Annotated in this window: 17 protein-coding genes; 16 read left to right on the top strand and 1 reads right to left on the bottom strand. The window is 40.8% G+C overall.

All coding sequences use genetic code 11. From position 1 onward, the window contains the following. Positions 1-21: 21 nt before the first annotated feature. The 3 genes from BHF69_RS06760 (at position 22) to BHF69_RS06750 (ending at position 2,758) form a co-directional block, all read left to right on the top strand. The gene (locus BHF69_RS06760) at positions 22-951 is read left to right on the top strand and encodes a sugar phosphate nucleotidyltransferase (RefSeq protein WP_075670284.1); all 930 of its coding nucleotides are present in this window, start codon (positions 22-24) and stop codon (positions 949-951) included. Positions 952-1,045: 94 nt separating this feature from the next. Beyond that, the gene (locus BHF69_RS06755) at positions 1,046-1,468 is read left to right on the top strand and encodes a GtrA family protein (RefSeq protein WP_075670283.1); all 423 of its coding nucleotides are present in this window, start codon (positions 1,046-1,048) and stop codon (positions 1,466-1,468) included. 111 nt (positions 1,469-1,579) lie between these two features. Next, positions 1,580-2,758 (top strand): 5'-nucleotidase C-terminal domain-containing protein, encoded by a 1,179-nt coding sequence (locus tag BHF69_RS06750; protein ID WP_075670282.1) that lies wholly within the window; start codon positions 1,580-1,582, stop codon positions 2,756-2,758. A gap of 96 nt (positions 2,759-2,854) precedes the next feature. Here BHF69_RS06750 and BHF69_RS06745 read toward each other — a convergent pair whose 3' ends face one another. Further along, on the bottom strand, positions 2,855-3,367 hold the full coding sequence (locus BHF69_RS06745; protein ID WP_075670281.1) for a VanZ family protein: 513 nt from the start codon (positions 3,365-3,367) through the stop codon (positions 2,855-2,857). A 159-nt stretch (positions 3,368-3,526) separates the two neighbouring features. Here BHF69_RS06745 and queA point away from each other — a divergent pair, with 159 nt between their 5' ends. From queA to BHF69_RS06680, 13 genes are all read left to right on the top strand, one after another. Then, positions 3,527-4,552, top strand: a complete 1,026-nt coding sequence (gene queA / locus BHF69_RS06740; RefSeq protein WP_075670280.1) for a tRNA preQ1(34) S-adenosylmethionine ribosyltransferase-isomerase QueA — start codon at positions 3,527-3,529, stop codon at positions 4,550-4,552. Positions 4,553-4,590: 38 nt separating this feature from the next. Continuing rightward, positions 4,591-5,448: a MurR/RpiR family transcriptional regulator gene (locus BHF69_RS06735; protein WP_075670279.1), complete on the top strand. Its 858-nt coding sequence runs from the start codon at positions 4,591-4,593 to the stop codon at positions 5,446-5,448. Beyond that, the gene (locus BHF69_RS06730) at positions 5,429-6,679 is read left to right on the top strand and encodes an NAD(P)/FAD-dependent oxidoreductase (protein ID WP_075670278.1); all 1,251 of its coding nucleotides are present in this window, start codon (positions 5,429-5,431) and stop codon (positions 6,677-6,679) included. The genes BHF69_RS06735 and BHF69_RS06730 overlap by 20 nt, the downstream gene beginning before the upstream one ends. Positions 6,680-6,693: 14 nt before the next feature. Beyond that, positions 6,694-7,362, top strand: a complete 669-nt coding sequence (gene cmk / locus BHF69_RS06725) for a (d)CMP kinase (protein ID WP_075670277.1) — start codon at positions 6,694-6,696, stop codon at positions 7,360-7,362. Positions 7,363-7,372: 10 nt separating this feature from the next. Continuing rightward, entirely contained in the window at positions 7,373-9,268 is a 1,896-nt protein-coding gene (locus BHF69_RS06720; RefSeq protein ID WP_075670276.1) for a bifunctional 4-hydroxy-3-methylbut-2-enyl diphosphate reductase/30S ribosomal protein S1, read from the top strand. Between the two features lie 366 nt (positions 9,269-9,634). Further along, a complete protein-coding gene (locus BHF69_RS06715) occupies positions 9,635-13,099 on the top strand; it encodes a pyruvate carboxylase (protein ID WP_075670275.1) in 3,465 nt (1,154 codons plus the stop codon). Positions 13,100-13,363: 264 nt separating this feature from the next. After that, a complete protein-coding gene (locus tag BHF69_RS06710) occupies positions 13,364-13,969 on the top strand; it encodes a ClpP family protease (RefSeq protein ID WP_083651138.1) in 606 nt (201 codons plus the stop codon). A gap of 102 nt (positions 13,970-14,071) precedes the next feature. Continuing rightward, positions 14,072-16,414, top strand: coding sequence for an FtsK/SpoIIIE family DNA translocase (locus tag BHF69_RS06705; RefSeq protein ID WP_075670274.1), 2,343 nt, complete (start codon positions 14,072-14,074; stop codon positions 16,412-16,414). 37 nt (positions 16,415-16,451) lie between these two features. Beyond that, positions 16,452-18,122, top strand: coding sequence for a formate--tetrahydrofolate ligase (locus BHF69_RS06700; RefSeq protein WP_075670273.1), 1,671 nt, complete (start codon positions 16,452-16,454; stop codon positions 18,120-18,122). Between the two features lie 86 nt (positions 18,123-18,208). Then, complete coding sequence (gene folD, locus BHF69_RS06695; RefSeq protein ID WP_075670272.1) at positions 18,209-19,048, top strand: bifunctional methylenetetrahydrofolate dehydrogenase/methenyltetrahydrofolate cyclohydrolase FolD; 840 nt, start codon at positions 18,209-18,211, stop codon at positions 19,046-19,048. A gap of 10 nt (positions 19,049-19,058) precedes the next feature. Then, positions 19,059-20,387 (top strand): 30S ribosomal protein S12 methylthiotransferase RimO, encoded by a 1,329-nt coding sequence (rimO, locus tag BHF69_RS06690; protein ID WP_075670271.1) that lies wholly within the window; start codon positions 19,059-19,061, stop codon positions 20,385-20,387. Continuing rightward, on the top strand, positions 20,380-20,922 hold the full coding sequence (gene pgsA, locus BHF69_RS06685) for a CDP-diacylglycerol--glycerol-3-phosphate 3-phosphatidyltransferase (RefSeq protein ID WP_075670270.1): 543 nt from the start codon (positions 20,380-20,382) through the stop codon (positions 20,920-20,922). Before rimO ends, pgsA begins: the two co-directional genes overlap by 8 nt. A 20-nt stretch (positions 20,923-20,942) precedes the next feature. After that, a complete protein-coding gene (locus tag BHF69_RS06680) occupies positions 20,943-22,208 on the top strand; it encodes a competence/damage-inducible protein A (RefSeq protein ID WP_075670269.1) in 1,266 nt (421 codons plus the stop codon). The last annotated feature ends 134 nt before the right edge of the window (positions 22,209-22,342 follow it).

Here is a 22,342-nt window from a genome sequence, read left to right as displayed (position 1 = left end):
ACAAAAGAAAAGGGGTAAATAATGAAGAAGGATATGACATTGGTTGTTATGGCCGCAGGAATCGGAAGCAGATATGGAGGGGGAATTAAGCAACTGGAGTCAGTAGGACCAAGTGGTGAGATCATCATGGACTATTCTGTTTTTGACGCCAAAGAGGCCGGATTTAACAAGGTTGTATTTATTATTCGTAAAGATCTGGAGAAGGATTTTCACGAAATTATTGGGAAACGGATAGAAAAGGTGCTTCCAATTGAATATGCTTATCAGGAGCTGGACGATATTCCAGAAGGCTTCCAAGTGCCGGCTGGACGTACAAAACCATGGGGAACTGGACAGGCAATTCTTGCATGTAAGGATTTGATCCATGAACCATTTGTGGTAATCAATGCAGATGATTATTATGGCAAGGAAGCTTTTGTGAAGCTGCATCAATATCTTCAATCCGCAAAGACAAAAGAAGAGATGGGGATGTATGATATATCCATGGCAGGCTTTATTCTTGGTAACACATTAAGTGACAATGGAGCTGTGACCAGAGGGGTGTGTAATACAGACGAAGATCAATATCTGCTGAATGTAGTTGAGACGAAGGGAATCTATCTGGCAGAGAATGGAACCATTGCCCATGATGAGAATGGTTCTGATATAGTGATTGTTCCAGAATCTAAGGTATCCATGAATATGTGGGGATTTATGCCGGATATTTTTCAAGAATTGGAAACCGGATTTGTTGATTTTTTAAAAGAAATACCAGAAGGAGATATTAGTTCAGAATATCTGTTGCCAATCATTGTGGATCAGTTGATTCAGAAAAAGCAGGCCAAGGTAAAGATGCTCCCAACGAATGACAGTTGGTTTGGTATTACATATAAAGAAGATAAGGGTGCTGTTGTAAAGGCATTCGAAGATTTGATCGCAAAGGGTGTTTATCATCCTGAATTATGGAAATAGTAGATAAAAAAGAATCCTGCTTTGCAGGATTTTACGCCTAAGAAAGAGCAGTTCAGAGCATGTTTGAACTGCTTTTCCATATGGAGATAAGTATATGAAAAAATGGATGGATATTACATTTTTAAAATTTATGATTGTGGGTGTGATCAATACCGTATTTGGTACCACAGTCATGTTCCTGTCCTATAATTTTTTGGGATTTTCTTACTGGGCAGCATCTGCTGCCAATTATATTCTGGGCAGCATTTTGAGCTATTTTTTAAATAAGAACTTCACCTTTCAACAGAAAGAAAAGTCGGTAAAGACGGTATGGAAGTTTGCCCTTAATATTACAGTATGCTATTTGATCGCCTATGGAGCAGCCAAGCCATTGATAAGAATGGCATTAAACGACGCTGATCGGAGTATTCGAGACAATGTGGCAATGCTTACAGGAATGTGCCTGTTTGTGGTATTAAACTATTTTGGGCAGCGTTTTTTCGCATTTGCCAAAAAGGATAACAAAGAATTAACGTGATATTTCCCTATTCATAACGATTTCTTTTTCTGCTTTTATTAGAATAAAAGTAAGCAATGAGGGTTTTATTAAGAAGAGGAAATCCGCATTGCCTGAAAGGGGAATGAAACGATGAAAGGCTGGAAGAAGATCGTATTGTCAGCGGCTCTGATCGGTGCTTGGGCAATGATTGTCGTATACGGAATGGAATATATGGGTTCGGTAAATACAGAAGCTGCACAGACAAAGCAGGAAGAAGACAAAGACAGGCTGACAAAAAAGAGTGGAAGGTCCGAAGTGGATTTGAGCAGGCCGCTATTCCAAGAGAAAGCGGACCCGCTTGCAATCTTTGTAGCGGATGCCTTTTTGTGGAGTACAAAAGCAGACGTTGCATTTGTCAGCCAGACGGATATAAAAGCTGGAATTGACAAAGGATCTATAACAAAAAGCGATTTGAAAAAAGTGCTGGGTAAAAATCGGGAAATGTGTAAGGTGAATATCAAAGGACGTAAGATTCTGACTGCGCTTCAATCAAATGTAGATGGAAATGGCACTTTTTTACAGACGGCAGGTATCACCTATGAGGTATGGGAAAAGCAGGATGGATCAAAGGAAATCAGGCATGTGAAGATTGACGGAAGAAATCTGGATGAGACAGCAGAGTATACTATTGTAGGAATGAAGGAAACACTGTTTCTGAGACAGGATGGAGTGTTTGAAGATGGGTATGTGGTAGAATCTGCAGAATTAGAAGATGCTTATGTCATGCTTTATGAGTATTTAATGGAGGCATTGAATGGAGAAATCACCGAAGAATCCCTTCAGCCTGGCATTCGATTCATTTCCAAGGATTCGAAAACAATAGTTTCCATTTCAGAAAAGCAGAAAGAACTGTATCAGGAGGATAGTTATCAGTTGCATGCAGAGGTGGAAACGGACAGTGGGGAAATAGGAGTCAAGTGGAGTTCTTCTAACAGTCGTGTTGCAGCTGTGAGCAAAGATGGAAAAGTGGTAGGAATTGGACCGGGGACTGCATGGATTACTGCAGAGGCAAAGGATGGAAGTGGTGCAACTGCAACCTGTCGGATAACAGTGACTGGTAAATATAAGATTCGCTATGTATGCAATGGCGGAGAGAATCATGTGGCGAATCCAGAAGTTTATATCGGATCTACAGTGGTTCAATTAAAGAAGCCAAAGAAAGAAGATGCAACATTTCTTGGCTGGTATGTAGATGAGGCATGTACCATTCCTATAACAGAGGTTCAGGGAAAGAACGTGACCATATATGCTGCATGGCAAGATAGATAAAATAAAATAAAGTGGAAGAGAGTGCCTCTCGATCATTAAAATAGATGATTGAGGGGTACTTCTTCTATATGTGGATAAAAGTCATCAGACATTTCATTAGTGCGATGCCGCTTTGTGATGGTGGAAAATATTATGGATCATACAAACACAAAAAATGCCAAAAGCAGCTCCTAGGCTGTCTAACAGAATATCTCGGAACATACCAGCCCTTCCAGGTACAAATAATTGATGAAATTCGTCACTGGCAGCATAGCAGGTAGCGATGATCCATGGATAGAGCAGGTGCTTTTTGGAAGAAACGCAGGGGAAGGTATGGAAAATTGCGGGGAAAAGGGAAAAGCCAAGTGCTGTATATTCCAGAAAATGGCCGCATTTTCGTACAAAGGTATGGAGCAGGAGGGCATAATCTGCCTGTGTCTGGACAGAAAGCTCCAGAGAAAGCATTCGGTTGAAGAAGGAAATCCAAAAAGCAGTGATACCATCACTAAGAGCAGAGGAATGTACGGAATCAGCAGCAGAAAATTGAAAAATAATATACATAATAATGAGAGGAGGAGTCCAGAATAAGAAAAGCAGATACGGATTCCTGCTCTTTTTTGTTTTGTTCATAATCGTGTCCTTTCTTAAATCTTTGAAGGATATGTTAGCATAAGATTCAAAAATTTGCAATTCTTAGCCAATTTGTTTGAAAATAAAAGGGGAATGGTTTATAATTCATATGTGGTTCAGTGCCAAACTGTACTATTGATAGAGTAGGAAGGAAGAACAATGAATTTACATGATTTTTATTTTGATTTACCAGAAGAATTGATCGCACAGGATCCGTTGGAGGATAGATCTAGTTCCAGGATGCTGGTATTAGATAAAAAAACGGGAGAGAGACAGCATAAGATCTTTAAGGATGTGATTGATTATTTGAATCCGGGAGACTGCCTGGTGCTCAATAATACCAGAGTGCTGCCAGCAAGGCTGATTGGAGCCAAGGAAGGAACTGGAGCCAAGATTGAGGTGCTTTTATTAAAAAGAAAACAGGACAATGTTTGGGAAACACTGGTAAAGCCGGGGAAAAAGGCGAGACCGGGTGCCAGAATTGTCTTCGGTGATAACCTGCTGGTTGGAGAAGTTATCGATGTTGTGGAAGAGGGAAATCGATTGATTCGATTTGAATATGAAGGCATTTTTGAAGAAGTATTGGATCAGTTGGGAGAAATGCCGCTTCCACCTTATATCACCCATCAGCTGAAGGATAAGGAACGTTATCAGACCGTGTATGCTAAGCATAATGGATCTGCAGCAGCACCAACAGCTGGCCTTCATTTTACGAAGGAGCTTTTGAAAAAGATTCAGGAGAAGGGCATAAAGATTGCCAATGTAACACTACATGTAGGACTTGGTACCTTCCGCCCGGTAAAGGTAGAAAATATTCTGGATCACCATATGCATTCAGAATTTTATAGTATCGAGGAAGAGGATGCCAAGTGCATCAATGATACGAAACAGGCAGGAGGAAGAATTATTTCTGTAGGAACGACCAGTACGAGGACCTTAGAGTCTGTAGCAGATGAGAATGGTATGGTTCGGGCTGGAAGCGGATGGACAGAAATCTTTATTTATCCAGGCTATCAATTTAAAGTGATCGATGGATTGATTACCAATTTCCATCTTCCAGAATCAACACTTTTGATGCTGGTATCCGCATTGGCTGGAAGAGAACATATATTAGAAGCATATCAGGAAGCAGTAAAAGAACGTTATCGATTCTTTAGTTTCGGAGATGCTATGCTGATTATTTAGCAGAGAATAAAAGAGCAGACATAGAAAGCGAGGCAGACGTGGATTTAATTGAGAGAATAAAAGCGAAAGAAAATGGATTTAGCAAAGGCCAGAGGAAGCTTGCAGATTATATTTTAAAAGAATATGATAAGGCGGCATTTCTTACTGCTTCCAAATTGGGAAAAGAAGCGGGAGTCAGCGAGTCTACGGTAGTAAGATTTGCATATGAACTGGATTATGATGGGTATCCAGAGCTACAAAAGGCGATGAATGTCATTGTAAAGACCCAGTCAAGCTCTCTGCAGCGATTGGAAGGTGCGGTGAAGCGTTATGGCAATCGCAATCCATTAAAATCAATTTTAAAGACAGATATGAATCGAATCAAGGAAACAATTGCGGAGATTGATGAGGCAGAATTTGAAAAGGCGATAGAGAGTATTGTGACCGCACGTAAGGTGTATATCATTGGAGCAAGAAGTTCTGGATTTCTGGCTGAGTTTTTAGGGTATTATTTGAAAATGATTCTGGATGATGTTGAGGTTGTCGATTTCAACGGAGAAGTCGGTGTGTTTGAGCAGATTCACAGAATCAAACCGGAAGATGTCTTTATTGGAATCAGTTTTCCCAGATATTCAAGGATCACAGCACAGGTTCAGCAGTTTGCGAGCAGGGCAGGGGCCACTACCATTGCCATTACAGATAGCATGCAGTCACCGATGACTTCAAGATCCAAGATTAATCTGATTGCTAAAAGTGACGTTATGGCCGTTGTGGATTCACTGACAGCACCATTGAGTGTTATCAATGCGCTGGCAGTGGCAATTTCTATCCGAATGAAGGATGATGTGGCAAAACGATTTAAAATCTTAGAAGAAATGTGGAAGGAATACGACATTTATGATAAAAAACTCATGTAACGTAGTGGTTGTCGGAGGAGGAGCTGCCGGTATGATGGCAGCTATCTGGGCAGCCAGACAGGGTGCAGATGTTATACTATTTGAAAAAAATGAAAAATTAGGGAAAAAGATTTATATTACTGGAAAAGGCCGGTGTAATCTTACCAATGCCTGCGATATCGAGGATCTGTTCCCCAATATGGTTTCCAATGGAAACTTTTTATATAGCGCTTTTTATGGATTTACCAATGATATGGTCATGGATTTTTTTGAGGAGCTGGGTTGTCCGGTGAAAGTAGAACGGGGCAATCGGGTATTTCCAGTATCAGACAAATCTTCAGATGTCATCTTTGCCTTAAGCAGAGAGCTGAAACGGCTTGGAGTGAGGATTCGGCTAGAAAGCAAGGTGGATCGTCTCATCATGGAAGAGGGCAGAGCAAAAGGCGTTGTCTGCAAGGAAAAAGAATATCTGGCAGATGCCGTTATCGTTACAACAGGAGGACTTTCTTATCCATCCACCGGTTCTACGGGAGATGGATATGGCTTTGCATCAGAGGCAGGACATAAGATCAGAGAATGCAGACCATCTCTGGTGCCATTTCAGGTAGATGGGGATGCTTGCCAACGCTTACAGGGATTATCCTTAAGAAACTGTCAGGTGAGTGTATGGTCAGGAAAGAAGAAGGTGTACGAGGATTTTGGAGAGCTTCTATTTACCCATTTTGGGATCAGCGGACCTACGATCATCAGTGCCAGCGCCTATGTGGGCGGCATTCTTAAGAAGGATCCATGTAGAATCGTGATCGATCTAAAACCGGCCTTGTCAAAAGAACAGCTGGATCAGCGTATATTACGGGATTTTGAGAAGAATCATAATAAGCAGTTTAAAAATGTATTACATGAGCTTTTGCCGAAGAAAATGATTCCGGTGATCATCGATCGAAGCGGAATCGATCCGGAGAAGAAGGTGAATGTGATTACCAGGGAGGAACGACAGAACCTGGTGTCTGCAATAAAAGAATTTACACTGACAGCAACGGGACTCAGAGGATATAACGAAGCCATTATTACACAGGGGGGTATCCACGTGAAGGAAATCAATCCAAGTACCATGGAGTCTAATCTGGTACAGGGATTATATTTTGCCGGTGAGGTGTTGGATTTAGATGCAGTGACGGGAGGTTTTAACTTACAGATTGCATGGTCCACCGGATATCTTGCTGGAATCAGCTGTGTCACCGAGAAAGGATAGAGGAGGAAAAAGTTATGTACAGTATTGCAATTGATGGACCTGCAGGAGCAGGGAAAAGTACCATTGCAAAAAGAATTGCAAAAGAATTATCGTTCATTTATGTAGATACTGGTGCGATGTATCGTGCCATGGCACTTTATTTTTTACGAAGGGAAATCAGTCCGGATCATATTGAGGAAATTACTGCTTTATGCCCTCAGATTCATGTGACGATTGAATATGAGAACGGAGAGCAGCAGGTGATTTTAAACGGAGAAAATGTCAATGGCTATATTCGAAAAGAGGAAGTGGGGAATATGGCATCTAAGACATCCTCTATTCCGGCAGTCCGTGCGGCACTTCTGGATCTTCAAAGAGATATGGCAAAAACAGCAGATATTCTGATGGATGGCAGGGACATTGGGACCAATGTACTTCCCAATGCAGATCTTAAGATTTATCTGACGGCATCTTCCAAGGTGCGAGCAAAGCGCCGTTATGATGAGCTTACGGCAAAGGGAGTTCCGTGTGACTTAGAGAAGATTGAAAAGGATATCATTATCAGAGATAAGCAGGATATGAATCGGGAGATTGCACCGCTTAAGAAGGCAGAGGATGCCATATTGGTGGATTCTTCCGATATGACGATCGATGAAGTAGTGGAAACGATTAAAAAAGCATTTCAGAAGAAATGCAGTAAGTGAGAGGTATAGGATGGAAGTAGTATTGGCAAAGACGGCAGGATTTTGTTTTGGAGTCCAGCGGGCAGTGGATATGGCTTATGCCCAGTCTGGAAAAGAGCATGTGTATACTTTTGGTCCCATTATCCATAATGAAGAAGTAGTGGGGGATTTAGAAAAGCATGGTGTATTCTGTCTGGATACGGAAGAGGAGATCAGTAGATTAAAAAGAGGCACCATCATTATCCGTTCTCATGGAGTAAAAAAAGAAATCTATGACCTGATTCAGGAGCAAGGGCTGGAATTGGTGGATGCCACTTGTCCATTTGTCCGAAAAATACATAAGATTGTGTTAGAAGAAAGTGAAAAAGGAAATCAGGTTGTGATCATCGGAAATGCAAAGCATCCGGAAGTACAGGGAATCTGGGGATGGTGTCAGAGTCAGCCGGTGATTTTGGAATCTTTGGATGACATAAAAAGATTGGAACCATTTTCTGATAAAAAATTAAGCATTGTATCACAAACGACATTTAATTACAAGAAATTTCAAGAATTGGTTGAAATTATTTCTAAAAAAGGTTATGATATAAGTGTTTTTAACACGATTTGTAATGCCACGGAAGAGCGACAGATAGAAGCTCGTGAGATCGCATCCACTGTGGACGCCATGATTGTTATCGGAGGCAGGCATAGTTCTAATACGCAGAAGCTTTTTGAAATCAGTCAGAAGGAATGTCCGAACACATTGTTTATCCAGACACTGCAGGACTTAGATTTTGACCGGTTAGGTTCCGCGGAGAGGGTTGGCATTACAGCGGGGGCTTCAACCCCAAAGAAAATTATCAAGGAGGTTCATGTTCGCATGACAGAAAAGAGTTTTGAACAGTTATTAGAAGAAAGCTTAGTTACAATTCATAATGGAGAGGTAGTAGAAGGTACAGTTATTGACGTAAAAGAAGATGAGATCATCTTAAACATCGGATATAAAGCAGATGGTATTATCACACGTAACGAATACTCTAACGAATCTAACGTAGATCTTACAACTAAGGTAAGTGTTGGAGATACGATGGAAGCAAAAGTATTAAAAGTAAACGATGGTGAAGGCCAGGTGCTTTTAACATATAAGAGATTAGCAGCAGAACGTGGTAACAAGAGATTGGAAGAAGCGTTCAATAACAAAGAAGTATTAACAGCTACAGTTGCACAGGTATTAGATGGTGGTTTAAGCGTTGTTGTTGAAGAAGCAAGAGTCTTCATTCCTGCAAGCTTAGTATCTGATACTTACGAAAAAGATTTAAAGAAATACGCTGGAAAAGAAATCCAGTTTGTAATCAGCGAATTTAATCCTCGTAAGAGAAGAATCATCGGTGATAGAAAACAGTTATTAGTAGCTGCTAAGTTAGAAAAACAGAAAGAATTATTTGCTAAGATCGAAGTAGGTATGAAGGTTGAAGGTACTGTTAAGAACGTAACAGACTTCGGTGCATTTATCGATTTGGGCGGTGCTGATGGATTATTACACATTTCTGAAATGTCTTGGGGACGTGTAGAAAATCCTAAGAAAGTATTTAAAGTTGGCGAAAAAGTGACTGTATTAATCAAAGACATCCAGGGTGAAAAGATTGCATTAAGCTTAAAGTTCCCAGAAGAAAATCCTTGGTTAACAGCTGCTGACAAATATGCAGTAGGTAATGTTGTAACTGGTAAAGTTGCAAGAATGACAGATTTCGGTGCTTTCGTTGAATTAGAACCAGGCATGGATGCTTTATTACATGTATCTCAGATTGCAAAAGAACATATTGAAAAACCTTCAGATGTATTATCTGTAGGTCAGGAAATTACAGCAAAAGTTGTTGATTTTAAGAAAGACGAGAGAAAGATCAGCTTAAGCATGAAAGCAATCGATACAGCAAAAACAGAAGAATAATCCATCGGATTGTTTTAAGGATTTTGTATGATAGGAAGAGGTTTACCCATGGTAAGCCTCTTTTTTTCTTACATAAGAGATTACTCGAATTTCTTATGTAAGAAAAACCCTTTGGGATATACGCTTATCCCATGATATGATTGTAGTCTTAAATATATAAAATGAGATTTTATATAGGGAAAAATTTCAAAAAGAGAAAAAAGATAGGGAATTTTTCTTATAATTTTGTATATCTTTCATAAGCTTTGCAACATTGGCTTGAAGATTATTCAAAAATATTATATACTGAATCACATACAGCATTTTGCTGGAGGGTAGAAAGGTAAAATATCGATATCTGAATATAATTAAAGGAGAGAAAAAAGAATGGCAATCAAAAAATTTAAAAAAGTATTAGTTGCAAACCGTGGTGAAATTGCAATTCGCGTGTTTCGTGCACTGAACGAGTTGGGTATCACAACTGTTGGGATTTTCTCCAAAGAAGACCGTTATGCATTATTCCGTTCCAAAGCAGATGAATCTTATATGTTAAATCCAGAAAAAGGACCAGTAGATGCTTATCTGGATATTAATACCATTATTCGAATTGCTAAGGAAAAGAAGGTAGATGCAATTCATCCAGGATATGGATTCTTATCCGAGAATCCAGAGTTTGTGGAAGCCTGTGAAGCCAATGGAATTACATTTATCGGACCATCTGCGGATTTAATGAGAGCGATGGGAGATAAGATTTCTTCTAAGAAGATGGCGATTGAGGCAGACGTACCGATTATTCCTGGTGTAGATTATGCAATCCACGATGAAGAAACTGTCATTAAGATTGCAGACGAAATTGGTTATCCGGTCATGTTAAAAGCTTCCAATGGAGGCGGCGGACGTGGGATGCGTATCGTGAATAGTCGTGAAGAAATGCCAAAAGAATATGCAGAAGCAAGAGATGAATCTAAGAAGGCATTTGGAGATGACCAGATTTTCATTGAAAAGTATTTAAAGAGCCCAAAACATATTGAAGTACAGATTTTAGGAGACCAGTATGGTAATGTGGTTCATTTATATGATAGAGACTGTTCTGTACAGAGAAGACATCAGAAGGTAGTTGAATACGCACCAGCATTCAGTGTTCCAGATGAAGTAAGAGAGCAGATCTTTGAGTCTTCCATTCGTCTTGCTAAAAAAGTAGGATATAAGAATGCAGGTACGCTGGAATTCTTAGTAGATGCGGATAACCATCCATACTTTATTGAGATGAATCCACGTATCCAGGTAGAGCATACGATTTCAGAAGAGATTACAGGCATCGATCTGGTGCAGTCACAGATTCTCATCGCAGAAGGCTATCCGTTAGATTCTAAGGAAGTGGCAATTCCTTCCCAGGATAGCATTCAGGTAAATGGTTACGCAATCCAGACTCGTATTACGACCGAAGACCCAGCGAATGGATTCCTTCCAGATACAGGAAAGATTGATGTATACCGCTCTGGTGCTGGTAATGGAATTCGTCTGGATGGAGGAAATGCGTATGTTGGAGCACAAATTCTTCCATATTATGACAGCTTACTCGTAAAGGCGATTTCTCATGACAGAACCTTTGAAGCAGCCGTAAAGAAGTCTATTCGTGTTTTAAAAGAAACACGTATTCGTGGAGTAAAGACCAATATTCCATTCCTGATCAATGTATTGAATCATCCAACGTTCCAGATTGGGGAATGCTATACTACATTTATTGAAGAAACACCGGAACTGTTTGATCTGCATCAGAGTGCAGACCGTGCGACAAAGATTTTAGCCTTTATTGGAAATAAAATGGTTAATGTCAATCCAGTGGAAAAACCATTTTTTGAAGAGCGGAAGGATATTATCGTTGATGATCAGGAACCAGTATATGGTGCACGTGATGAGTTTTTAAAATTAGGGGCAGAAGGATTTACTCAGAAGATTTTAAAAGAAGATAAATTATATATTACAGATACCACAATGCGTGATGCACAACAGTCTTTAATGGCAACACGTATGAGAACCAAAGATTTGGTTGGGGCAGCAGCTGCCACAAATAAATATATGCAGAATGCGTTCTCCGTAGAGGCATGGGGAGGAGCAACCTATGATACTGCTTATCGTTTCTTAAAAGAATCACCATGGGATCGACTGACTATTTTAAGAAAGCGTATGCCAAATACCCTGATCCAAATGCTTCTTCGAGCTTCCAATGCTGTTGGATACAGCAATTATCCAGACAATGTGGTTAAGAAGTTTATCAAAGTTGCTGCTCATGAAGGCATTGATGTATTCCGTATTTTTGATAGCTTAAACTGGGTAGAGAACATGAAGATGCCAATTGATGAGGCCTTAAAGACCGGAAAGATCGTAGAAGGTACCTTATGCTATACCGGTGATATCTTAAGCCCAAATGAAACAAAATACACGTTAGATTATTATGTAAAGAAAGCAAAAGAATTGGAAAGCTTAGGTGTACATACTTTTGCGATCAAGGATATGGCTGCATTATTAAAACCATATGCAGCAAAAGAGCTGATTACTGCATTGAAATCAGAATTAAAGATTCCGGTACATCTGCATACCCATGATTCTACCGGTAACGGAGTCAGCACGTTATTGATGGCAGCAGAGGCTGGTGTAGATATTGTAGACTGTGCCATCGGCTCCATGAGTTCTCTAACAAGTAACCCATGCATGAACTCACTGGTAGAAGCATTGAGAGGTTCTAAGAGAGATACTGGATTGGCCCCAGAAGAACTGACCGTATTGAGCCAGTATTATGAAAACGTACGTAAGGTATATAAAACATTCGAAAGCGGTATGGATGCACCGAATACAGAAATTTATAAATACGAGATTCCAGGCGGTCAGTATTCTAACCTGTTAGCACAGGTAAAAGAAATGGGTGCTGGAGAAAACTTTGAGGAAATCAAGCAATTATATAAAGAAGCGAACCATCTTCTGGGAAATATCGTAAAAGTAACACCATCTTCCAAGGTAGTTGGAGATTTTGCCATCTTTATGTTTAAAAATGGTCTGAATGCACAGAATATTTTAACCGAAGGAAGAGAATTATCCTATCCGGATTCCGTTGTAGAATATTTCCAGGGTATGATCGGGCAGCCAGAAGGCGGATTCCCAGAAGAGTTACAGAGAATTGTATTGAAGGATAAAGAAGCTATCAGCGTTCGTCCGGGCTCACTGTTGGATCCAGTGGATTTCGATGCCATCGAAAAGAAACTAAAGGAAGAATATTATCTTCCAAAGATGGAAGATCCAGATGTTATGGAACAAAAATCCATCAGTTATGCATTATATCCACGTGTTTATGAAGATTACTGTGAACATTTGGAAGAATATAACGATGTAAGCCGTTTGGAAAGCCATGTGTACTTCTATGGTCTGCGCAAAGGAGAAGAGACTATCTTGAACATCGGAGAAGGAAAAGACGTAATCGTTAAATTTATAGAAATGTCTGAACCGGATCAGGAAGGTATGAGAACACTTGCATTTGAAGTAAATGGTTCTATGCGTGAGATCAAGATTTTAGATAAGAATCTGGAAGTAAAGGCAGATAGAAGATTAAAAGCAGATAAGCGTAATCCAGGACATTTAGGTTCTACTATTCCAGGTACCGTTGGTGGAATTCTTGTAAAAGAAGGCGATGAGGTAACTGTGAATATGCCACTTATGACAGTAGAGGCAATGAAGATGGAAACAACGGTTGTTTCTAAGGTCAATGGTAAAGTAGATAAGATTTACGTTCAGGAAGGTGATTCTGTAAATCAAGAAGATCTGTTGATTTCTTTTGAAATAGCAGAAGAAGAAAGATAACGTTATGATCAGGGAGCTATTGCTGTGAGAGAAAATCTTTTTTGATTTTCTCAAGGAGCGTAGCTCCCTTTTTTATGGAATAGGAAATTTTTTCCTATTCCATAAAAACACTCCGTGAGGATCGCACTGCGGCGGATAGGAGGATGTCGCAAGAGCGACCCGCCGCAGGCGTAGAATCCTGCAGAGCAGGATTTTTTTTGAAAGAAATGGTATATTCTAAAGAAAATGTCTCATACTAAGTATAAAACTGTATGAGGTGTGAATATGGAGAAGATAGAATTAATCGTAATCATTGGAGAGATAGAAGGTCATCAGGCAGCTGGTGGGCAGAGTAAGGCTACAAAGTATGAGGAGCTTCTTCCAAAGCTGGCCCAGATCGAACGAGACAGAGACGTAGATGGTGTTTTAGTGTTGTTAAATACGGAAGGAGGAGATGTGGAAGCCGGACTTGCCATTGCAGAAATGATCGCATCATTAACCGTACCAACGGTATCCCTTGTACTTGGCGGCAGTCATTCTATTGGAGTTCCCATTGCCGTATCTACGGACTGTTCTTTTATTGTTCCAACAGGAACAATGGTCATTCATCCGGTACGGATGAGCGGCATGGTTATTGGTGCACCTCAGACATATGATTATTTTCAACAGATGCAGGACCGTATCATAGGGTTTATCGAAGAACATTGCAAGGCAAGGAAGGAACGGCTGGAAGAGATGATGTTAAATACTGGACAGCTGACGAAGGATTTAGGAACCATTCTTGTGGGAGAGCAGGCAGTAAAGGAAGGAGTCATCACCCGGGTAGGAGGAATCAGGGAAGCAGTAAAGGAACTGCGAAGACTGATTGGGGAGAGAGAAAAAGAGAATTAGTATTGAAATATTTTTACGGGAATAGTACAATAAGGAAATAGTGACTGCATGATAGGATTGCATCGTCCATTTCTATCATGTGGTTCTATAGGAGGGAGTAAGATGACTCAAAAAAGAAGAAAAACAAAGAGACGAAAAAAGGGCGGACGGGATTTTGTATCTTTTTATGATGAGATTGCCGCATGGTTTATGATTGCCCTGTCGATTTTTATGTTCCTTAGTAACTTTGGGGTTTGTGGGGCTGTAGGAAAAGCATTCAGTGAATTTTTCTTTGGCATTTTCGGAGTGATTCAGTACGGAGTACCGTTTGTAATACTATTTTTCTCATTGCTGCTGATCTCTAATAAGTTTAGCAGTCTGGCAGTGAAGAAGACGATTCTGGGAGGAATTTTAACCTGTATGGCATCTGTTTTTGCCCAGATGATATGTGACATTCATCAGGAGGATTTTGCTCAGATGTTTTTTCTGGGAAGCGGACAAAGGACAGGTGGAGGCCTGTTTGGCGGAAGCTTTCTTTATCTGTTTCGTAATGCCTTAGGAACTGCAGGTTCAGTGATCTTTACGATCTTGATTTCCTTAGTTTCCTTGATGTTGATTACGGAACGATCATTCATGAAGGGATTAAAAGCACTTTTTACAGCAAGGCAAAAACGTACATCCAAGCGTGAGAAACCGGCATCCAGACCACAACGAAAGAGTGGTACCGGAAGTAAAGAAGGGAAGAAGATTTCAGCGAAAACAAAAGAACGGGTCCAAGAACGCAAGAAACCTGTCAGGGAAAAGGAAGTACCGATCGTATTTGAGGAAGAACCGAAACAGGAAGATTACATAGCAGAACAACCGACAGCTGTGAAGGAGGAATTCTTTCAGGAGGAAGAGGCTTTTTCGGCAGAAGCCATAAAGCCAAAGCGTAGAACGCATGCGGAAAAGAAAGAAGAACCCATTAAGGTGGAGATTCCGGTAGCGGCAGAGAGGGAAGATGATGATTATTCCTTTCCCCCCATTCAGTTGCTGAAAAAGGGAGCACCTCCAGTCAGAAGCAGTCAACATGAGCTGCGGGAGACAGCGGCTAGACTTCAGCAGACATTGAAAAATTTTGGTGTTAATGTTACCATAACAAATGTAAGCAGTGGTCCAACGGTGACCCGATTTGAGCTACAGCCGGAGCAGGGGGTTAAGGTCAGCAAGATCGTAGGACTTTCTGACGATATTAAGCTGAATCTTGCGGCAGCAGATATTCGAATTGAAGCACCGATTCCTGGGAAAGCAGCCATTGGGATTGAAGTACCAAATCGGACGAATCAGACAGTAACATTCCGGGATCTGATCGATAATCAGGAGTTTAAGCATTTTCCATCCAATATTGGATTTGCAGTAGGAAAGGATCTGGCAGGAAAAGTAGTGATCGCAGACATAGAGGGAATGCCTCATCTGTTGATCGCCGGAGCAACTGGCTCAGGAAAATCGGTCTGTATTAACACAATTATTATGAGTATCCTTTACAAAGCCAATCCAAAGGATGTAAAATTAATTATGATCGATCCCAAAGTAGTGGAATTAAGTGTTTATCAGGGAATCCCTCATCTGCTGATTCCAGTTGTCACAGATCCAAAGCAGGCGGCGGGAGCACTTAATTGGGCAGTGATGGAGATGACGGATCGATACAATAAGTTTGCAGAGGTAAATGCCCGAAACATCAAGGCTTACAATCAGAAGGTAGAACGAATGAAGGCCCAGGGGAAAGAAGGAGAAGACTTTAAGAAACTCCCACAGATCGTGATCATCATTGACGAGCTTGCGGATTTGATGATGGTAGCATCCCATGATGTGGAAGATGCGATCGTACGTCTGACTCAGCTGGCAAGAGCAGCCGGAATTCATCTGGTCATTGCAACTCAGAGACCGTCTGTGAATGTCATTACCGGGCTGATCAAAGCCAATGTACCATCCAGAATTGCATTTGCAGTTTCCTCTGGTGTGGATTCCAGAACCATCATTGATATGAATGGGGCGGAAAAGCTATTGGGCAAAGGGGATATGCTCTTTTATCCTTCCGGATATAAGAAGCCGATCCGTGTTCAGGGAGCATTTGTATCCGATGAAGAGGTGGCAGATGTAGTCGGATATTTAAAGCAACAGGCCGTAGAGGATTCCTATCAGCCTGACGTTAAGAAGGTAATAGAGGCTTCAGCACAGAAGTTATCCGGCGGAGATGCAAATGGCCGGGATGAATACTTTTTTGATGCTGCCAGCTTCATTATTGATAAAGATAAAGCATCCATTGCAAGCCTGCAGAGAGTGTTTAAGATTGGTTTTAACCGGGCATCCCGGCTGATGGACCAGTTATGCGAAGCAGGAGTTGTAGGGGAGGAAGAGGGGACCAAACCTCGAAAAGTAATCATGTCTCAAGAACAATTTGAGAAATTAAAAGAAGAAGAAATGTAGACAAGAACAGCCTGTTTACAGGAGAAAGGTGGAAACAATGAAGACAGATATCCAAATTGCACAGGAAGCCGAATTAGTACATATTAAAGAGGTTGCTGCACAGCTTGACATTCAGGAAGATGATTTAGAACTTTATGGAAAGTATAAAGCAAAATTATCCTCTGGTTTTATGGACAAGATCAAAGACAATGAAGACGGAAAGTTAGTATTGGTAACAGCGATCAACCCAACACCAGCTGGAGAAGGAAAGACAACTACCAGTGTTGGATTGGGACAGGCATTAGGGAAATTAGGAAAGAAATCTGCTATTGCCCTGAGAGAACCTTCATTAGGACCATGTTTTGGTATTAAAGGAGGAGCAGCAGGTGGTGGATATGCACAGGTTGTTCCTATGGAAGATTTAAACCTTCATTTTACAGGAGATTTTCATGCAATTACTTCTGCCAATAACTTGCTGGCAGCAATGTTAGACAACCATATCCAGCAGGGAAATGCTCTTGGAATTGATCCAAGACAGGTAACCTGGAAGAGATGCGTGGATATGAATGACCGTGCTCTTCGTAATATTGTTATCGGACTGGGAAGAAAAGTAGATGGTGTAGTGCGTGAAGATCACTTTATCATCACAGTAGCATCTGAAATTATGGCAATTTTATGTCTGGCCAACGATATGGAAGATTTAAAAGAACGTCTTGGTAAGATCGTAGTTGCTTATAATTACGAAGGCAAACCAGTAACTGCTGCTGAGTTAAAAGCAGTTGGTGCAATGGCAGCTTTATTAAAGGATGCGTTAAAACCAAACCTGATTCAGACATTAGAGCATACACCAGCATTTGTACACGGTGGCCCATTTGCGAATATTGCACACGGATGTAACAGTGTACAGGCAACAAAGATGGCATTGAAATTATGTGACATTGTTGTAACAGAAGCAGGATTCGGTGCAGACTTAGGTGCAGAAAAATTCTTTGATATTAAGTGCCGCAAGTCCGGTCTGAAGCCAGATGCTGTTGTTCTGGTCGCAACTGTACGTGCATTAAAATATAATGGTGGAGTTGCCAAGGAAGATTTAGGCAAAGAGAATGTAGAAGCATTGAGCAAGGGTATTGTAAACTTAGAAAAACATATTGAGAACCTGAAGAAATTTGGTGTTCCAATTGTAGTAACTTTAAATCAGTTCGTATCCGATACAGAAGCAGAATTAAACTTCATCAAACATTTCTGTGAAGAAAGAGACTGTGAATTTGCACTTTCTCAGGTTTGGGAAAAAGGCGGCGAAGGTGGTATGGAACTGGCAAAAGCTGTCTTAAAGACTTTAGAAACAAAAGAAAGCAATTTTGCACCTTTGTATGACTTAGATGATACGATCGAGAATAAGATTCGAACGATCGCAACAGAAATCTATGGTGCAGACGATATTAAATTTGCACCTGCGGCAAAGAAATCTCTGGCATTAATCGAAGGACAGGGATTTGGCAACCTGCCAGTTTGTATGGCTAAGAATCAGTATTCTTTATCTGATGATGCAACAAAGCTGGGCCGTCCAACTGGATTTGATGTAACGATCAGTGATATGTATGTCAATGCAGGAGCAGGATTTGTAGTTGTATTAACAGGAGATATTATGACAATGCCTGGACTGCCTAAGAAACCAGCAGCAGAAGGTATCGATGTAGATGAAAACGGTATGATTACTGGATTATTCTAAGAATAGAAGATGATAGGCAGGAGGGGCTGTGAATACGGCCCCTTTGCCTTATAATGACGGAAAATAGAACTAGGAGAGGTGAAAATATGCCAAAAATAATTGATGGAAAAAAGATTTCTCAGGAAATTAAAGATGAATTAAAAGAGAAAGTTGCACATTTAAAAAAGCAGGGAACAGAGATCGCCCTGGCTGTGATACAGGTGGGAGAGGATCCGGCTTCTAGCGTATATGTACGCAATAAAAAGCGTGCCTGTGAATATATTGGAATCAAATCTGTGGCCTATGAAGTGCCAGAAGCAACAACACAGGAGGAATTGCTGGAAATCATACATAAGTGCAATGAAAATCCGGAGATTAATGGTATTTTAGTGCAGCTTCCACTTCCAAAACATATTGATGAAGATACTGTGATCAAAGCAATCGCACCTGAAAAGGATGTGGATGGCTTCCATCCACAAAGTGTAGGAGCAATGACCATTGGAGAGCCTGGATTTCTTCCATGTACGCCAGCGGGTATCATCCAGTTATTAAAGCGTTCTGGTATTGAAATCGAAGGAAAAGAATGTGTGATCGTAGGAAGAAGCAATATTGTAGGAAAACCAATGGCACTGTTATTATTAAGAGAGAACGGCACTGTGACCATTTGCCATTCACGTACAAAAGATTTGCGTGAAGTAACAAAGCGTGCGGATATTCTTGTAGTAGCTATTGGAAAACCAAAATTTATTGATGAAACCTATGTAAAAGAAGGAGCAGTTGTGATTGATGTGGGAATCCATCGCAATGAGAACAATAAGCTGTGTGGTGATGTGGATTACGATAAGGTTGCACCACATACAACAGCTATTACGCCAGTTCCTGGTGGAGTGGGTCCGATGACCATAGCAATGCTGATGAATAACTGTGTAGAAAGCGCATTAATGTAGGAGTCTGACTATGAAGATATTATTTGTTTCTCTTGGCTGTGATAAGAATCTGGTGGATAGTGAAGTTATGCTTGGTCTTTTAACGGAAAAGGGATATACCATTACCAACGATGAGCAGGAAGCGGATATTATTGTCATCAATACATGTTGTTTTATTCATGATGCGAAAGAGGAAAGCATTATGACGATTCTGGAGATGGCAGCATTGAAGGAACAGAATTTAAAAGCGCTGATCGTAACTGGCTGTCTGGCAGAGCGGTATAAGGAAGAAATCCTTGAGGAGATTCCAGAGATAGATGCTGTTCTGGGAACGACCAGCTATACTTCTATTCTGGAAGCTGTGGACCAGGCTCTGGCTGGCAAGAAATATACCCATTATGAACCTGTCGATTATCTTCCGGATAATCGTAATGTGCAAAGAATGGTCACTACAGGAAATTATATGGCTTATATGAAAATCGGTGAAGGATGTGATAAACGCTGTACCTACTGTGTGATTCCAAAGATTCGAGGATCTTATCGAAGCGTGCCGATGGAAGAACTTTTAGCAGAAGCCAGACGTCTTGCACAAAATGGGGTGAAAGAACTTGTTTTAGTGGCACAGGAGACAACTGTCTATGGAGTGGATTTATACGGCAAGAAAACACTCCCTAAGCTGTTAAAAGAGCTTTGTAAGATTGATGGAATTGAATGGATTCGTCTGCTGTATTGTTATCCAGAGGAGATTACAGAAGAGTTGATTCAGACCATAAAGGAAGAGAAAAAAATCTGTCATTATATTGATATGCCAATCCAGCATTGTGATGATAAGATTCTTCAGCGAATGGGACGAAGAACCAATCAGGCTCAGCTGCGGGAGGTCATTAGAAAATTCAGGGAAGAAATTCCAGATATGGTCATCCGTACCTCATTGATTACGGGATTTCCAGGAGAAAGCAGCGAACAGCATGAGAATCTGCTGAACTTTGTTGATGAAATGGAATTTGAACGTTTGGGTGTGTTTACCTACTCTCAGGAGGAGGATACCATTGCTGCGGGCTTTGAGGACCAGATACCAGAGGAGATCAAAGAGCAGCGTAGAGATGAAATTATGGCGTTGCAGCAGGAAATTTCATATGAGCAGGATGAGACATTAGTCGGAACTGAAATGAAAGTGTTAATTGAAGGGTATCTGTATGAAGATGATATTTATGTAGGAAGAACCTATCGGGATGCACCAAAGGTAGATGGCTGTATCTTTGTTCATGCAGAGGAAGAGATAATTTCCGGAGATTTTGTAAATGTAAGAGTGACAGCGGCCCGGGAATATGATTTGATAGGAGATGTAATTTATGAATAAGAATATACCAAATTATTTAACGATTTTACGTGTGATCATGATTCCGTTTTTTGTGTTTTTTATGGTAACGGATTATGCTGGAGATGCTTCAAAATGGATTTCAGTAGCATTATTTATCATTGCCAGCCTGACAGACTTTTTGGATGGACATCTTGCAAGAAAGCATAATATTGTATCTAACTTTGGAAAATTCATGGATCCTTTGGCTGATAAAATGCTGGTAAGCTCAGCAATGATCTGCTTGACAGAGCAGGGGAGATTGGCGGCCTGGATTGTTATTATTATCATCAGCCGTGAATTTATCATCAGTGGTTTCCGCCTGATCGCAGCGGATAACGGCGTAGTAATCGCAGCAAGCTACTGGGGTAAATTCAAGACAAATTTCCAGATGTTTATGATTATTATGCTGATCATCAATCTGGGTACACCGGTAGCAGTAATGATCGAGAATGTATTAATTGTGATCGCGACTGCATTAACCATCATTTCTTTGATAGATTATTTAGCAAAGAATAAACAGGTATTAGCAAGCTAGGAAGAAAGAGGATTTGGACAATGGTTGTAGAACTGATTTCAGTCGGAACAGAAATTTTACTTGGAAATATTGTCAATACCAATGCCGCATATCTTGCAGAGCGCCTGGCAGGTCTTGGAATGTCCGTATATTATCAGACAACGGTAGGTGATAATCCGGAACGATTAAGAGAAACATTGCAGATGGCAAAGAAGCGGTCTGATGTAGTGATTCTATCTGGAGGATTGGGACCTACTCAGGATGATCTGACAAAGGAAACAGCAGCAAAAGTATGTGGAAAAAAATTATATGAGGATCCAACGGCAAAGCAAATGCTGATCTCTTATTTTCAACGGTTGGGACGTAAGCCAGAGGAAATCAGTGAAAATAATTGGAAGCAGGCCATCGTACCAGAGGATTCGATTGTATTATATAACGACAATGGAACAGCACCTGGTCTGATCATACAGGCAGAGGATCAGAAGAAGATGATTCTCCTTCCGGGACCTCCAAACGAATTGATTCCTATGTTTGAAAAGGATGTAGCACCATACTTGTGTGGAATTGAGCAAGGTGTGATCTATTCAAAAGTAGTAAAGATCGATACCATTGGAGAAAGTTCTGTGGAAACGCAGATTCTGGATCTGATCAACAGCCAGAGCAATCCTACAGTGGCTCCATACGCAAAGCCAGGAGAAGTGCATCTTAGGGTAACAGCAAAGGCGAAGGATGAGAAAGAAGCCAGAGAGCTGGTTATGCCTGTGGTGGAGGAATTAAAAAGGCGGTTTGGGCGGCACGTTTTTACCATTGAGGAGCATATCACCATGGAAGAGGCATTGGTAGAGCTGATGAAGAAGCATAATCTAACATTTGCAACGGCCGAATCCTGTACGGGAGGACTTTTAGCTGGGCGAATGGTTAATGTGGCCGGAGTTTCCGACTGTTTTAAAGAGGGCTTTATTACTTATGCAAATGAAGCAAAAATGAGATATTTAGGTGTCTCTGAGCAGACGCTAAAAGAGCATGGAGCAGTTTCTGAAGAGTGTGCCAGAGAGATGGCAGAAGGACTTGCAAAGACTACAGAAGCCCAAGTGGCTGTGGTTACCACAGGGCTTGCCGGACCTGGAGGGGGTACCGATACGAAAAAACCAGGTCTGGTTTATATTGGATGTACGGTCAATGGGCATACATCCGTACAAAAATTTCAATTAAAAGGGAACCGTTCCCGCGTCCGAAACAGTGCAGTAGTAAAGGCAATGACGCTGATGCGTCATGCGATATTACACGAGTATGAGGAGACCATTTAGGAACGAGTGGAAGGAGTTATGGTTAATGAGAAGATACGTCTTTTCGGAGCATAGCTCCTTTTTGATTGTATAAAAAATTCAAGGAAGTTCTTATGCGATCAAAACTCTTCGGAAGTTTACACGATGTGTATAGG

Source organism: Anaerostipes sp. 992a (assembly GCF_001940245.1).
Taxonomy (GTDB): Bacteria; Bacillota; Clostridia; order Lachnospirales; family Lachnospiraceae; genus Fimousia.
This window is presented reverse-complemented; position numbering and strand designations above follow the sequence as displayed.